Source organism: Pseudomonas sp. C27(2019) (assembly GCF_008807395.1).
Taxonomy (GTDB): Bacteria; Pseudomonadota; Gammaproteobacteria; order Pseudomonadales; family Pseudomonadaceae; genus Denitrificimonas.
This window is the reverse complement of the sequence record NZ_CP043320.1, coordinates 1,431,662-1,446,748: the sequence shown is the minus strand read 5'-3', so window position 1 is coordinate 1,446,748 and position 15,087 is coordinate 1,431,662. Positions and strand designations below refer to the sequence as shown.

The window sequence follows — 15,087 nt, the reverse complement described above, 5'->3', positions numbered from 1 at the left end:
GTACAATGCCTGTCTGTTAGCCTTAAGCGTATGCAAGGGGCGTTATTTATTATGATCAATGATCTTGAGGTATACCGTGTTTTCTGAACTTGCCCTGCATGAGCGTCTATTGAAAGCGTTGGTTGAATTGGATTTTACTGAGCCAACGCCCGTTCAGGCGGCGGCTATTCCAGCGGCGCTGGAAGGTCGAGACTTACGTGTGATTGCGCGTACCGGCAGTGGAAAAACAGCAGCTTTTGTTTTGCCTTTGCTCAATCGCTTTATTGCTGGTGCTAAGCCACGCGTGGCGATTCGCTCATTGATTTTGTTGCCCACCCGTGAACTTGCTCGACAAACCTTAGCTGAAGTTGAGCGGTTCTCGCAGTTTACTTTTATTAAGTCCGGCATTATCACCGGCGGTGAAGACTTTAAAGAGCAGGGCGCGCTACTGCGTAAAGATCCTGATATCTTGATTGCCACGCCGGGACGCTTAATTGAGCACTTAAATGCCGGGCATTTAAAACTAGACCAAGTAGAGGTGCTGATTCTTGATGAAGCCGACCGTATGCTTGATATGGGCTTTGCCGAAGATATGCAGCGTTTAGTTGAGGAGTGTTCAGCACGCCAACAGACCTTACTATTTTCTGCGACCACCGGTGGCAATGCCTTGCGTGAAATGGTCAATTCAGTGCTAAAAGACCCACTGCACTTGATGGTCAATCAAATTGCTGAGTTAAATGAAAGTACCCGTCAGCAAGTCATTACTGCCGATGATGTGCCGCATAAAGAACGCCTAGTGCATTGGCTGTTGAGTAATGAGCCGTTTCGCAAAGCGTTGGTGTTTACCAATACTCGCGTGCAAGCAGATCGTTTATATGGGCGTTTAGTCGCGCAAGATATTAATACCTTTGTCCTGCATGGCGATAAAGATCAAAAAGACCGCAAGCGTGCTTTAGAGCTTTTTAGCCAAGGCACATCTCGCGTGTTAGTGGCGACTGATGTGGCCGCACGCGGCTTGGACATTGATGGCCTTGATTTGGTGATTAACTTTGATATGCCGCGCTCAGGTGATGAATACTTGCACCGTATTGGCCGTACCGGTCGAGCTGGAGAGGAAGGTTTAGCCATTAGTTTGATTTGTCACAATGACTGGAACCTGATGTCCAGTGTTGAGCGTTACTTAAAGCAGAGCTTTGAGCGGCGCGTGATTAAAGAGCTGAAAGGCGTGTATCAAGGCCCGAAAAACGTTAAAGCCTCAGGTAAAGCAGCAGGCGTTAAAAAGAAGAAAGCGGCGAAAAAAACTGCAACTAAAGCAGCTAAAAAACCATCAAGAAACCGTCGACCTGAAGGTACCTTGGTGGTTAGCAGCGATGGTCATGCACCGCTGCGTAAAAAATAACTCTTTGGGTCAAATAATGGCTTTTGGAGGTGTCAATGTCACAGGCAGTTTTGCATACGTTTGCCTCACAGCACGCATGTAACCAAGCGCTGACAGATGCGGTGCTATCCTGTATCACGCAGGCTTTGCAAAAGCAGCAGGCAGTCAGCTTGTTGCTGCCCGGTGGTAACACACCGGCAGCTGCACTGCAGATGCTCAATCAATTGGATGTGCCTTGGGCTGATATTCATATCAGTCCAACCGATGAGCGCTGGGTTGAGCATGACAGTGCACACAGTAATGCGCAGATGCTGGCTGCAGCGTTGCCGCAAGCAACGGTGCTTGACCCGCGTTTAGCTGACACAGCGCAGCGATCAAGTGAGGCTTGGGCGCAGGCCCTACAAACACAGATACCCTTTACCGCCACCGTGTTGGGTATGGGTGATGACGGCCATATTGCTTCGCTTTTTGCCGGCATGCCTGATTTGATGCCAGCACTAAAATTAACAACTGCGCCCTCTGCTTTGGTCGGCTTAGCACCGGATGAGCCAAAAGTGCGCTTGTCGTTGAATATGTCAATGCTGTGCGCGACCCAGTGTTTAAGTGTTTTATTATTTGGTGAGAGCAAGCGGCAAATGATTGATCGTGTACTCGCCAATGACCCCACTACGCAGGCGCTCCCCATCTACCATTTACTCTGGCGTGCGCCGCTGCCTGTACATATTTATTGGGCGCCTTAAGCTGCTGATTGCTGTGTGTTGCCGTGCGTTAAAAAGAAGGAATTATCATGTTGCATCCGCGTGTTGAGCAAATTACTCAAGAGATCGAGGAGCGCTCGCAGCTGCGGCGTGCGATCTATCTAAAGGCTGTGATGCAAGCTGCCGAGCAGGGTGTAAACCGTGCCCATGGTTGCTCCAACTTAGCTCATGTGATGGCAGCGCAGCCGCAAGACCAGCGTCTGATTATGCGTCAAGGTGGCGCTAGCCATGTGGCGATTATTTCCAGCTACAACGATATGCTGTCTGCCCATGCACCGCTCAAAAGCTACCCAGATCAGCTTAAAACAGCCTTGTATCGCTACGGTGCAAGCGCCCAGTTTGCCGCCGGTGTGCCCGCCATGTGTGATGGCGTCACCCAAGGCACAGCGGGGATGCAACTGTCGCTGTTCTCGCGCGATTTAATTGCCCAAGCCACCGCCATCGGTTTAACCCATGGGGTGTTTGATGGTGCGCTGTATTTAGGTGTGTGCGATAAAATTGTACCGGGCTTATTGATTGGTGCATTGCACTTTGGCCATCTGCCTGCGGTTTTTGTACCCGCCGGGCCAATGAGTTCAGGCTTGTCTAATCCTGAAAAAGCGGCGGTGCGTGAGCGTTATGCTGCTGGCTTAGCTGATCGTGATGAGTTGTTAGAAGCTGAGTTAGCCGCATATCACGAAGCGGGTACCTGCACCTTTTATGGCACTGCCAACAGCAATCAAATGTTGATGGAGGCGATGGGCCTGCATGTGCCGGGCAGTGCCTTTGCTTCGCCGGTATCAGAGTTGCGTCATGCCTTAACCGATGAGGCTGCACGCGTATTGCTGGAAAACACCCGACATGGTAGTCGTTTCTTGCCTTTGGCTGTGCAAATTGATGCTAAGGCGTTGGTCAATGGTGCCGTGGCTTTATTGGCCAGTGGTGGCTCGACCAACCATACTTTGCATTTGCCTGCCATTGCGCGCGCAGCAGGTTATGAGTTGCGCTGGGAGGATCTGGCTGGTTTATCCAAAATCGTGCCGCTGTTGGCGCAGGTTTACCCCAATGGCGCAGCAGATGTAAATCAGTTTCATGCTGCTGGTGGTGTGGCTTGGTTATTTAGGCAATTGCTGGATGCTGGCTTGCTGCATAACGATGTGTTTACCGTTGCTGGCCAAGGCTTGGATGCCTATGCACGCGAGCCGTACCTAAATAATCACGTTTTAGCCTGGCGTGATGTGCCAGCTATCAGTCAAGATGAGAGTATTTTACGCACAACCGCTGATCCTTTTGCCGCGCACAGTGGCTTGCATCTGCTGGCAGGTAATGTAGGGCGTGCAGTGGTAAAAACCTCAGCAGTAAAAGAAATATTTTGGTCAATTAAAGCACCGGCACGGGTCTTTGACAGAGAGGCTGATGTACTAGCAGCCTATGATGCCGGTACGCTGACAGGTGACTTAGTAGTGGTGTTACGTTTTCAGGGTCCCGCCGCGAATGGCATGCCAGAGCTGCACAAGTTAATGCCGCTTTTAGCAAATCTGCAGGCCAATGGTCAGAGCGTCGCATTGGTCACTGATGGCCGATTGTCTGGTGCATCAGGTAAGGTATTGGCTGCGCTGCATGTGACACCTGAAGCGGCTAAAGGCGGTGTGCTAAGTCGCTTGCATGACGGTGATCTGATTGAGCTTGATGCGCACCAGGATTTACTGCATGTGCATGTCGCTCCTGCAGAGTTGGCTTTGCGCAGTGATGCGCAGGCACCCTGTGATGTGCCAGTGGGTTACGGGCTGCAGCTGTTTGCTGCGCAACGTCGTTGGGTTGGCCCTGCAGATCAAGGTGCCAGCTTTCTACTAGAGGACTGAATCATGCTAACTATGGAACATATCTTACGTCGCGCGTATCCGGTTTTGCCGGTATTGGTCATCGATGATGTTGAGCGTGCTGTGGGTTTGGCACACGCCTTGTGTGCAGGCGGCTTAAACGTTATTGAAGTAACGCTACGTACTCCGCAAGCGCTAGAGGCCTTGCAAGTGATCCGCGAAGAAGTACCTGACCTGATTGTCGGTGCTGGCACGGTGATACGTGCTGAGCAGTTTGCGCAAGCCATTGCTGCCGGTGCACAGTTTGCTGTGAGCCCAGGTTTTACAGAGCGACTGGCCGTTGCAGCGCAAGAATCCGGGGTGCCCTATTTGCCTGCGGTAATGACGCCATCTGAGGTGTTATTGGCATTTGAATACGGTTATCGTTCCTTGAAACTGTTTCCAGCCAATGGTGGTACCAGTGTGCGCATGCTCAATAGCTTTAAGGGGCCGTTTACCGGTATCAGTTTCTGCCCGACCGGCGGTGTCACGCGTGATAATTTATTGAGTTATTTGAGTTTGCCCAATGTGGCCTGTTGCGGTGGTACTTGGATCGCTCCAGCAAGCCTTGTGCAAGCGCAGGCCTGGGATCAAATCACCCAATTGGCCCGTGAAGCCTGTACGATGGCCGGTCATTTGGAATCCTTCACATGAGTTGGGATTATCCGTCGCCCTATATTTTACCGCTGCGCGCCGTATCTGCTGATATTGATGAATTTGATCATGTTAATAATGCGGTCTACGTGCGCTGGATGGAGGAGTGCGCTTGGCAACACTCCATTGATCTAGGTTTGGGTTTTGCTGAGTACCAAGCGCTGGATCGTGGCATGGCAGTGTTGCGTCATGAAATTGATTATCTGGCCAGTGCCTATGAGGGTGAAACCTTTGAAATGGCCACATGGATTGCTCACTCGGATCAGCGTCTGCGCATGGACCGCTATTTTCAGCTGGTGCGGGTATCGGATGGCGTTACGTTGTTGCGCGCCAAGACCACCTTCGTCTGCATTGAGTTGTCTAGCGGTCGCCCAAGGCGTATGCCACCAGAGTTTATTAAAGGTTATGGTGCTGTGATGCTGCCTGAGCATCTTTGATCAGGTGCAGGGTTTAATAAAGCTGAGCTAAATAACCGCGTATTGCTCTAAAATTGTTGTGTTTTAATTGAATGCCGTTATTTTCGACAGGTGCTTATCCTAAATGCCTGTTTATCTATGAGATATGTCTTGTGCAAATTGCTTTAGCGCCGATGGAAGGCTTGGTTGATCATATTTTGCGTGATGTGCTGACCGAGCAGGGCGGCATTGATTGGTGTGTTACCGAGTTTGTGCGCGTCACTGACCAGCTCTTGCCGACCCGAAGCTATCAGCGTCTTGCCCCAGAGCTGCAGCAGGGCGCTAAGACCGCAGCCGGCACGCCGCTGCGTGTACAACTGTTGGGCTCTGATCCACATGCGTTAGCCGATAATGCGGCAAAAGCCTGTGAGTTGGGTGCGCCGGTGATTGATTTAAATTTTGGCTGCCCAGCGAAAACTGTAAATAATTCCAATGGTGGCGCAATCTTACTGCGTGAACCTGAAGTGCTTTATAAGATAGTTGCAGCTGTGCGGGCGGCGATGCCAGCGCATATTCCTCTAACAACGAAGATGCGTTTAGGTTACGACAGCCCAGATGGCGCGATGGACTCCGCGCGCGCTTTAGCCGCTGGTGGCTCAGCGCAAATTGTGGTGCATGCGCGCACTAAAACTGATGGGTATAAGCCACCAGCACATTGGGAATGGGTGGCCAAGGTGCAGGATGTAGTCAGTGTGCCAGTGTTTGCCAATGGCGATATTTGGACCCTCGACGATTGGTATCGCTGCCGCGCAATCAGCGGTGTAGATCACGTCATGCTGGGTCGTGGCTTGGTTTCACGACCAGATTTAGCTAAGCAAATTGCTTGCGCGCGCGATGGCATTGATTACCAGCTTAAGACCTGGCAACAATTGCAACCGATGCTGCAAGAGTTCTGGCGACAGGTGCGTTTGTCATTAGCACCGCGCAGTGCGCCTGGACGTTTGAAGCAATGGCTAGCCATGCTGACCCGCAATTACCCAGAAGCACAACTGCTGTTTAGCCAGTTACGTAAAGTGACTGACTGCGAAGAGATTGATCGTATCTTCAGTTTTAGAGCAGATGCGCTTGATCACGGGCAGCAGTAGACTGAGTATGCCGCTTTATTAGTCTTTTTAGTTTTGCGACTCAAACGCGTAAGTTGCCGAGAACACAGGCCTCCTGAGCGGCTCATAACCGCGATAGAACTGACTAGCAACACGCACTTACAGATACAGCACGCATTTAGTAAGCAGGGTCGCAGGCATGGCCAGCTCCAAGTCTGCAATTTCGTGACAAACGGTAGGATGGGCATTTATGCCCACTGTTTCTAATCGCGGGAACAAGTGCCCGCCCAGAAGCTAAGTGCTGGCACTGAGCATCTGCATAAAGGCTTGTGCCGCATTGGATAGCGTGCGCTCTGTATGCACGATATAACCCAAGTCACGGCTGAGGCTGGCATTGCTGATCGGTAAGCGCACCACGCTGTCATCGAGCATGCTGTGCGGTAATACACTCCAAGCCAAACCAATGGAGACCATCATTTTAATGGTCTCCATATAGTTGGTACTCATACTGATAGTCGGCGTGAGGCCTGCTTTATCAAATAACTGCAAAGCGATTTTTCGGGTAAAGGTATGGCTGCCTGGAAATACCGCAGGGTAGGCACATAAGTCGGCAAGGCTAATGCGTTTGCGCTGTGCCAGTGGATGATCGGGGGCGACAACAAAGTCGAGATCATCCTGCCAAACTTTAACCGCTTGTAAGGGCGCTGCGCAGTCGGGTGATAAGGTGATAATGGCCAGCTCACAACGTCCGTGCAGCACATCAGCATAGGCCACTTCAGAATCAAGAAAGCGAATATCCAATATCACTTCAGGAAAAGCTTTAGTAAATGTGCGCAGCACCGGGGGTAATCGTCGTAAGCCAATATGATGGCTGGTGGCCAAACTTAAGCGGCCGCTGACTGTGCCGCTTAGATTACTCAGTGCGCGGCGTGCATCATCCAGATCATTGACAATGCGGTAGGCGCGCGGCAATAGCGCTTGCCCAGCTTCGGTCAGGGTGGTCTCGCGGCCTACGCGATCAAATAAACGCATACCCAGTTGCTCTTCTAGACTGGCAATCCTTTTGCTAATCGCTGGCTGGGTCACATGCAAGCGCTCACCGGCTAAGGAGAAGCTACGCTGCTCGGCGATGGCGATAAAAGCCTGTAGGTTGGCAAGATCCATAGGGGGCACTCAAGCGAACAGGGTTGAATGCTTTGACTATACTGCTATTCCTAAATGGAATCCAAGGGATAATAAATATCAATTTGAGTTATTCAAACGAAACTCTTAAAGTAAACACATAAGCAGTAGGTGAATGACCGCTGCGCATAACACTGATGAGGACGGTCTAATGGCTGGAAAAACACTGTACGACAAATTATGGGAGATGCACGAAGTTAAGCGTCGTGATGACGGTTCTTCGTTGATTTACATCGACCGCCATATTTTACATGAAGTCACCTCGCCACAAGCCTTTGCTGGTTTGCGCTTGGCAGGTCGTAAGCCGTGGCGCATTGATAGTAATATTGCCACGCCAGATCATAACGTGCCCACCACGCAAAAAGAGCGCGCTGGTGGCATTGAAGCCATTGCTGATGACGTCTCCCGCATTCAAGTGCAAACCTTGGATGACAACTGCAATGAATACGGCATTTTGCAGTTTCCAATGAATGACATTCGCCAAGGCATTGTGCATGTGATTGGCCCAGAGCAGGGTGCCACCTTACCGGGCATGACTGTAGTCTGCGGTGACTCCCATACTTCAACGCACGGTGCTTTCGGTGCTTTAGCTCACGGAATTGGTACCTCAGAAGTTGAGCATGTGTTAGCGACTCAGTGCTTGGTTGCTAAGAAAATGAAAAACATGCAAGTGCGCGTTGAAGGCAAGATTCCAGCAGGCGTCACTGCCAAAGATATCGTTTTGGCGATTATCGGCAAAATCGGTACCGCTGGTGGTAATGGCCATGCGCTTGAGTTTGCTGGCAGTGCCATCCGTGAGCTGTCAATGGAAGGCCGCATGACCGTTTGTAATATGTCCATTGAAGCCGGTGCTCGTGTGGGTATGGTCGCTGTTGACCAAAAAACCATTGACTATGTTAAAGGTCGTCCATACGCACCAAAAGATGCCGATTGGGATGCTGCCGTCGCCGCATGGCAAGATTTAGTTTCGGATGACGATGCGCACTTTGACACCGTGGTGGAGATGCGTGCTGAAGATATTATCCCGCAAGTCAGTTGGGGTACTTCGCCTGAAATGGTCTTGCCGGTTGATGCTAATGTGCCTGATCCTGCTAAAGAAGCCGATCCGGTTAAACGCGACTCCATTACTCGCGCTTTAAAATACATGGGCTTAGAAGCCAACCAAGCCATTACCGATATTAAACTTGATCGCGTGTTTATTGGCTCGTGCACCAACTCGCGTATTGAGGACTTACGAGCGGCGGCTGCAGTGGCAAAAGGCCGCAAAGTCGCCAGTCATGTGATTCAGGCGATGGTGGTACCCGGCTCAGGTTTGGTTAAGCAGCAAGCAGAAGAGGAAGGCTTGGATAAAATCTTCCTAGAGGCCGGTTTTGAGTGGCGTGAGCCTGGTTGCTCCATGTGCTTGGCAATGAACCCAGATAAGTTAGGCAGTGGCGAGCATTGCGCCTCGACTTCAAACCGTAACTTTGAAGGCCGTCAAGGTGCTGGCGGTCGCACGCACTTAGTCAGCCCTGCAATGGCTGCCGCAGCCGCAGTCAAAGGTCACTTTGTTGATGTGCGTGAACTAATGAACGAGGGAGCATAAGTATGAAAGCCTTTACTCAACATCAGGGTTTAGTTGCTCCGTTGGATCGCGCCAACGTTGATACTGACCAGATTATCCCAAAGCAGTTTTTAAAATCCATTGAGCGTACCGGTTTTGGTGCCAATTTGTTTGATGAGTGGCGCTACCTCGATGAGGGCTACCCAGGTCAAGATAATAGCAAACGTCCAATCAACACTGAGTTTGTCCTCAATCAACCACGCTACCAAGGCGCTAGTATTTTGCTCGCGCAAGAAAACTTTGGCTGCGGCTCCAGTCGTGAGCATGCACCTTGGGCGTTAGAAGAATACGGTTTCCGTGCGATCATCGCGCCAAGTTTTGCTGATATTTTCTATAACAACAGCTTTAAGAACGGTTTGCTGCCGATCATTTTGACGGCAGCTGAAGTCAATGAATTATTTGCTGAGGCACAAGCCGTTGAAGGCTATGAGTTGACTGTTGATCTGGCCGCGCAAACTGTGACACGTCCAGATGGCGAACAGTACAGCTTTGAAGTGGATGCTTTCCGTAAGCACTGCTTGCTCAATGGTTTAGATGATATTGGTCTAACCTTGCAAGATGCTGACTTGATTCGTGAGTTTGAAGTGGGTTACAAACAAGCCAACCCATGGTTGTTTAACGCCCTTTAATTTAACCCATTGCACCGCAGTGTGAACTCACTGCGGTGCTGAGTATTTGACATGTCGAAAAAAATTCTTGTATTGCCCGGTGATGGCATCGGCCCAGAAATCATGAGTGAAGCGGTAAAGGTCTTAAAGTTGGCTAACACTAAGTTCAACTTAGGCCTTGAGCTGATTGAAGGTGAATTGGGTGGTGCGGCAATTGATAAACACGGCGTTCCTTTGGCTGACTCCACGCTTGAGTTGGCGCGAGAAGTGGATGCGGTTCTGCTCGGTGCTGTTGGTGGTCCAAAATGGGATACTTTAGATCGAGCGATTCGTCCTGAGCGTGGTTTATTGAAGATTCGCTCCGAGTTAGGCTTGTTTGGTAACTTGCGACCAGCGATTCTTTATCCGCAACTGGCTGAAGCGTCAACCTTAAAACCTGAGGTTGTTTCAGGGTTAGATATTCTGATTGTGCGTGAATTGACCGGCGGCATTTATTTTGGCACCCCACGTGATACTGTGACGCTCGAAAATGGTGAGCGTATGGCCTTTGACACACTGCCGTACAGCGAAAGTGAGATTCGCCGCATTGCTAAAGTTGGTTTTGACATGGCACGCTTGCGCAGCAAAAAGCTTTGTTCAGTGGATAAAGCTAACGTACTGGAATCCAGTCGCTTGTGGCGTGAAGTGGTGATCGAAGTTGCTAAAGATTACCCCGATGTTGAACTCAGCCACCTGTATGTTGATAACGCTGCGATGCAGTTGGTGCGTGCGCCTAAGCAGTTTGATGTGATTGTCACGGACAACCTGTTTGGTGATATTTTGTCTGATCAAGCGTCCATGTTGACCGGCTCGATTGGCATGTTGCCTTCGGCGTCTTTGGACTCGAACAATAAAGGCATGTATGAGCCGTGCCACGGTTCAGCACCGGATATTGCAGGGCAGGGTGTTGCTAACCCGCTGGCAACGATTCTCTCAGTGTCGATGATGCTGCGTTACAGCTTTAATCAAACAGAGGCTGCTAATGCGATTGAACAAGCAGTCAGCGATGTGCTTGATCAAGGTTTACGCACCGGTGATATTTTCTCCGCTGGTATGCGCAAAGTCGGTACCGCAGAAATGGGTGATGCAGTAGCGGCAGCGCTTGCTAAGTTGTAAGCTCAGTCAATTGAATACATCCGCCGCTTTTATAGTTTAGTAGCTGTGGCGGATTAATTATTAACAATAGGTGTAATCGCGATGAAACGTGTAGGTCTAATTGGTTGGCGCGGAATGGTGGGCTCAGTGCTCATGCAGCGCATGCTCGAAGAACGTGATTTCGATTTAATAGAGCCCGTATTCTTCACCACCTCTAATGTCGGTGGACAAGGGCCAGCAATCGGCAAAGATATTGCGCCTTTGAAAGATGCCTATGACATTAATGAGCTTAAAGCACTGGATGTTATCTTGACCTGTCAAGGCAGTGACTATACTGATGCGGTATTCACTAAACTACGCGAAGCGGGTTGGGATGGTTACTGGATTGATGCAGCGTCTGCGCTGCGAATGAAAGATCATTCAGTGATTGTCTTGGATCCAGTCAACCGCAGAGTGATTGACCAGTCCTTAGAAGCCGGCATTAAAGATTATGTCGGCGGTAACTGCACTGTTAGCTTAATGTTGATGGGGTTAGGTGGGTTGTTTGAGGCTGGTGTAGTGGAGTGGATGAGCGCCATGACCTATCAAGCGGCCAGTGGTGGTGGTGCGCAACATATGCGTGAGCTGATTAGGCAAATGGGCGGTATTCACGCCAGTGTAGCCAGCGAACTACAAGACCCAGCCAGTGCTATTTTAGAGATTGATCGTAAGGTTGCTGCGTTTCAGCGCAGTGATGAATGCCCGAGCGATCAGTTTGGTGTGCCGCTCGCGGGCAGCTTAATCCCTTGGATTGATGCCGCACTGCCTAATGGGCAGAGTCGAGAAGAATGGAAAGCGCAGGCTGAAACCAATAAGATTTTAGCGCGCTTTAAAAACCCAATCCCAGTGGACGGCTTGTGTGTGCGTGTTGGCGCAATGCGCTGTCACAGTCAGGCGCTGACCATTAAGCTCAATAAAGATGTGCCGCTGGCAGATATCCAAGGGTTGATCAGTCAGCATAATCCTTGGGTGCGTTTAGTGCCTAATGAGCGTGAGGCAACCATGCAAGAGCTGACGCCAACCGCAGTGACCGGAACGTTGAGTGTCCCTGTTGGGCGTCTGCGCAAACTAAATATGGGTTCACATTATTTAGGTGCGTTTACAGTGGGTGATCAATTGTTGTGGGGTGCTGCAGAACCACTGCGCAGAATGTTGCGTATTTTGTTGGAGCGTTAAGCCGCAATAGACGCACGCAAATGCTAGCTGATGGAGCGGCGCGTGCGTCTATGTTAAAAGTTAGGCCCAGAGTTAGAGTTATAAAGTGTGCAGTGTGTCTGATAATAAGCGTAAAACAGGCTTGATATACTTTAAGTAACGCGATTGAATGTTGATAAAACTCTAGCTGTGCAAGATACTTAGCGCCTAGACTGAATATTATTTATAGTTGCAAGAGCGGAATCAGGTTGAGTGCTGCTGACGGGGGCCGTCAAACCTTGGCGATTGAGAACAGAGCATTCAAAACCCTCCGGGGTATCCGGAACGAATAAAAAGGGATAACTCTATATGCTTCAAGTTCGCAAATTGGTGTTAGCAGTTGCAGCTGCTACAGCGTTTTCATCCAGTTTTACCCATGCGCTAGGTTTGGGTGATTTAGCTGTTAAGTCATCTTTAAATCAGCCGCTTGAAGCTGAGATTTCTTTATTAGAGGTGCGAGACCTCACCGCTATTGAAATTAAAACTCAGCTGGCATCGCCAGAAGAGTTCAGTAAGGCTGGCATTGATCGCCAGTTTTTTTTGACAGGCTTAAAATTTAGCCCAGTCATTGGTGCCAATGGCAAGCCATTTATTCGCGTCACTAGCAGTAAGCCCGTCAAAGAACCCTATCTGAATTTTCTAGTTGAAGTGCTATGGCCAAATGGTCGTCTACTGCGTGAGTACACGCTGCTGCTAGACCCGCCACTGTATAAACCACAACAAGTTATTTATGCACCGCAGCCCGCAGTTACTGCAGCAGCCCCGCGCGCAGTGCAAGCAGCACCACGACAGGTACGCCAGCCCCAGCCTGTGGCACGCACCGCCGCACCTACACGTACTGCGCTGCAAGGTACAGATTATCGAGTACAAAAGAATGACACCTTATGGGTAATTGCACAGCGTACTGGTGGCAGTGCGTCTGTGCACCAAACCATGCTGGCTATTCAAGACCTTAACCCTAATGCCTTTATCGATGGCAATATAAACCGCATGAAGAGCGGTCAAGTGCTACGCTTACCAACCGAGCAAGATATCCGCAGTCGCAGCCGGGCAGATGCAATCGCTCAAGTCAGCCAACAAAATACCGATTGGAAAGCCGGTCGCGCAGCACCCGCTCGTGCTGAGCGCCAGCTGGATGCAACACATCGCACTACAGCCGGTGCTGCACCAGCACAAATTGAGAAAGCTGACAGTTTACGGTTGGTGGCTGATGCGCCAGGTCAGGCTGGGCAAGCTGCAGATGAAGGCTCTGCAGCCAGCTTGCAAAACTTGCAAGATCAGTTGGCATTAAGTAAAGAGCGTCTAGATTCAACGCGACTAGAAAATGAAGACCTTGCCAGTCGTGTGGAAGATCTCAACAGTCAGCTTGATAAGTTAAAGCGTCTTATTGAACTAAAAGACAATCAGCTGGCTCAGTTACAAAGTAGTGTTGACGCACCGCTTGAGCCAACTGACGCTGTTGTCGTTGACGGTAGCAGCGAAACAGTCGATGCCGTTGATGCTACTGCCGTTGTAGAAGCCAGTATTGAAACTTTGGATCAGGCAGAAGCAACAGTTGCAGACAGTATTGAAGCGATAGATACAGTACAAGAGCCTACTGTGGCTGAGGTCGAGGCTGATGCTCAAGCAGAAGCCGAAGTGGCACCAGAGCCTGAAACTTTAGAGCCAGTAACCCCGGAAGTCGAACCTGTAACACCGGAAGCCGAAGCAGTAGAGCCTGAAGTACCAGCTGTCACTCAACCTGCCGCAGAGACTGCTGAAGAGAAGAGCATCGTTGACAGGGTAATGGATGATCCAATGCTGTTAGCTGCCACTGGTGGTGCTGCTATTCTAGCCTTGCTGCTATTGTTGATGGCAATATCGCGTAACAGGGCGCGTAAAGAAGCGGAGCTGTATGACGAGCAGTTAAGTGAGACCTTGACGCCTGATGATAGCCCGCTAGAGGCGCCTGAAACGGATGTTTTAGCGGCGAGCAGCTTAGCAGCAGAAAGTGATGCCTTTGATACAGACTTTGCATTTGAAGAACCTGTTGCAGACACTCAGTTTAAACAAGAAGCAGCGGATCCGATTGCTGAAGCCAATAGCTACATTAGCTTTGGGCGCTTTAACCAAGCGGCTGATGTTCTGCATGCCGCTATTGAGCAAGAACCACAGCGTACTGATCTACGCCTGAAGTTACTTGAAGTGTGTGCAGACCTTGAGGATCATGGTGGCTTTTCACGCCAAATTACAGAAATTACTGAGATCGGTGGTGTTGAGTCAGAGTTAGAACACCTCAAAGCTCGCTATCCGCACATGCTGGGTGCTGAGCAGGTTGCTAATATTGCAGACGATCTGAATGATGATGACTTTGCTGACTTAAGCCTAGACGACATCACGCTGGATTCACCATACCTACTCAGCGCCACCTCTACAGAGCAGCTCGATACTGAGCTTGATGACTTGTCAGCTTTGTTGGCAGATGCAGATACTGCAGATAAGCCAGCAGACACTGAGTTCAGTTTAGACCTTGATTTGTCCGAGCCTGCCACGCCTGCAGCTGAAACGGCTTTTGAGTTTGGCGACGACTTTGCTGTCGAAGAAAAAGACAGTTTGGATTTAGATATTGATTCATTCGATTTTGATCTAGATGCAGCGGATGAAACACAAAAGGCGAGCACGGATGACGAGTTTTCTTTAGATGATCTAGCGCTTGAATTGGCTGATTCTGAAGCTGCAGAAGCACCCAGCTTTGATTTATCAGAAGAGTTTTCTCTACCAGAGCAGGACAAGTCTGAGACAACAGCTTTTGGCCAACAAATTGATGAAGTCAGTGCTGAATTGGAGGCGCTGAGCGAAAGCTTAGATACTGATGGGCTTGCAGACGATACCTTGATTGACCCAAGGCACAGCCAGTTTGATCTTGACGACTTGGGCGACTTGGGCGACTTGGATGATTTTGAGGACAAACCCGCTGAGCAAGCGAAAGTAGCGGCTCCTACGCCCAGTAGCGAAGACGACTTGAAATTAACAGATCTTGAAATTGAAGATCTAGGTGATGTTGAAGACGACTTTAGCTTTCTATCAGGCACTGATGAAACAGCCACCAAGCTTGATTTAGCAAGAGCCTATATTGATATGGGTGATGCAGAGGGTGCGCGAGATATTCTTGACGAAGTTGTCGTTGAAGGTACTGCAGCACAACAAGATGAAGCACGTGAACTTATTAGCCAGTTAGGATAA

At 50.0% G+C, this 15,087-nt stretch carries 12 protein-coding genes; 11 read left to right on the top strand and 1 reads right to left on the bottom strand.

Annotated features, from left to right (window positions below):
* Positions 1-76 precede the first annotated feature (76 nt).
* The 6 genes from FXF61_RS06600 to FXF61_RS06575 all read left to right on the top strand — a co-directional run bounded on the left by FXF61_RS06600 (position 77) and on the right by FXF61_RS06575 (position 6,147).
* Entirely contained in the window at positions 77-1,378 is a 1,302-nt protein-coding gene (locus FXF61_RS06600) for a DEAD/DEAH box helicase (RefSeq protein ID WP_151184523.1), read from the top strand.
* Positions 1,379-1,413: 35 nt separating this feature from the next.
* Complete coding sequence (locus tag FXF61_RS06595) at positions 1,414-2,097, top strand: 6-phosphogluconolactonase (protein ID WP_151184522.1); 684 nt, start codon at positions 1,414-1,416, stop codon at positions 2,095-2,097.
* Between the two features lie 50 nt (positions 2,098-2,147).
* Positions 2,148-3,956 carry a phosphogluconate dehydratase gene (edd, locus tag FXF61_RS06590; protein WP_371921506.1) on the top strand — a complete coding sequence of 603 codons (1,809 nt, stop codon included), beginning with the start codon at positions 2,148-2,150 and terminating at the stop codon, positions 3,954-3,956.
* 3 nt (positions 3,957-3,959) lie between these two features.
* On the top strand, positions 3,960-4,607 hold the full coding sequence (locus FXF61_RS06585; RefSeq protein WP_371921496.1) for a bifunctional 4-hydroxy-2-oxoglutarate aldolase/2-dehydro-3-deoxy-phosphogluconate aldolase: 648 nt from the start codon (positions 3,960-3,962) through the stop codon (positions 4,605-4,607).
* Positions 4,604-5,044, top strand: a complete 441-nt coding sequence (locus FXF61_RS06580) for a thioesterase family protein (protein WP_151184519.1) — start codon at positions 4,604-4,606, stop codon at positions 5,042-5,044. Before FXF61_RS06585 ends, FXF61_RS06580 begins: the two co-directional genes overlap by 4 nt.
* A gap of 131 nt (positions 5,045-5,175) precedes the next feature.
* Complete coding sequence (locus FXF61_RS06575) at positions 5,176-6,147, top strand: tRNA-dihydrouridine synthase (RefSeq protein WP_151184518.1); 972 nt, start codon at positions 5,176-5,178, stop codon at positions 6,145-6,147.
* A gap of 252 nt (positions 6,148-6,399) precedes the next feature.
* Here FXF61_RS06575 and FXF61_RS06570 read toward each other — a convergent pair whose 3' ends face one another.
* A complete protein-coding gene (locus FXF61_RS06570; protein ID WP_151184517.1) occupies positions 6,400-7,269 on the bottom strand; it encodes a LysR family transcriptional regulator in 870 nt (289 codons plus the stop codon).
* Between the two features lie 169 nt (positions 7,270-7,438).
* Here FXF61_RS06570 and leuC point away from each other — a divergent pair, with 169 nt between their 5' ends.
* The 5 genes from leuC (at position 7,439) to FXF61_RS06545 (ending at position 15,087) form a co-directional block, all read left to right on the top strand.
* Positions 7,439-8,872 (top strand): 3-isopropylmalate dehydratase large subunit, encoded by a 1,434-nt coding sequence (leuC, locus tag FXF61_RS06565; RefSeq protein ID WP_151186026.1) that lies wholly within the window; start codon positions 7,439-7,441, stop codon positions 8,870-8,872.
* A 2-nt stretch (positions 8,873-8,874) separates the two neighbouring features.
* Complete coding sequence (leuD, locus tag FXF61_RS06560; protein WP_151184516.1) at positions 8,875-9,519, top strand: 3-isopropylmalate dehydratase small subunit; 645 nt, start codon at positions 8,875-8,877, stop codon at positions 9,517-9,519.
* 51 nt (positions 9,520-9,570) lie between these two features.
* Entirely contained in the window at positions 9,571-10,653 is a 1,083-nt protein-coding gene (gene leuB, locus FXF61_RS06555; protein ID WP_151184515.1) for a 3-isopropylmalate dehydrogenase, read from the top strand.
* Positions 10,654-10,734: 81 nt separating this feature from the next.
* Entirely contained in the window at positions 10,735-11,847 is a 1,113-nt protein-coding gene (gene asd / locus FXF61_RS06550; protein ID WP_151184514.1) for an aspartate-semialdehyde dehydrogenase, read from the top strand.
* A gap of 327 nt (positions 11,848-12,174) precedes the next feature.
* A complete protein-coding gene (locus tag FXF61_RS06545; RefSeq protein ID WP_151184513.1) occupies positions 12,175-15,087 on the top strand; it encodes a FimV/HubP family polar landmark protein in 2,913 nt (970 codons plus the stop codon).

What these genes read in the sequence shown, in the direction of transcription:
- FXF61_RS06595 (WP_151184522.1), top strand. Translation starts at nt 1,414, where the DNA reads ATGTCACAGGCAGTTTTGCATACGTTTGCCTCACAGCACGCATGTAAC.
- FXF61_RS06585 (WP_371921496.1), top strand. Translation starts at nt 3,960, where the DNA reads ATGCTAACTATGGAACATATCTTACGTCGCGCGTATCCGGTTTTGCCG.
- FXF61_RS06580 (WP_151184519.1), top strand. Translation starts at nt 4,604, where the DNA reads ATGAGTTGGGATTATCCGTCGCCCTATATTTTACCGCTGCGCGCCGTA.
- FXF61_RS06570 (WP_151184517.1), bottom strand. Translation starts at nt 7,269, where the DNA reads ATGGATCTTGCCAACCTACAGGCTTTTATCGCCATCGCCGAGCAGCGT.
- leuC (WP_151186026.1), top strand. Translation starts at nt 7,439, where the DNA reads ATGGCTGGAAAAACACTGTACGACAAATTATGGGAGATGCACGAAGTT.
- leuD (WP_151184516.1), top strand. Translation starts at nt 8,875, where the DNA reads ATGAAAGCCTTTACTCAACATCAGGGTTTAGTTGCTCCGTTGGATCGC.
- leuB (WP_151184515.1), top strand. Translation starts at nt 9,571, where the DNA reads ATGTCGAAAAAAATTCTTGTATTGCCCGGTGATGGCATCGGCCCAGAA.
- asd (WP_151184514.1), top strand. Translation starts at nt 10,735, where the DNA reads ATGAAACGTGTAGGTCTAATTGGTTGGCGCGGAATGGTGGGCTCAGTG.
- FXF61_RS06545 (WP_151184513.1), top strand. Translation starts at nt 12,175, where the DNA reads ATGCTTCAAGTTCGCAAATTGGTGTTAGCAGTTGCAGCTGCTACAGCG.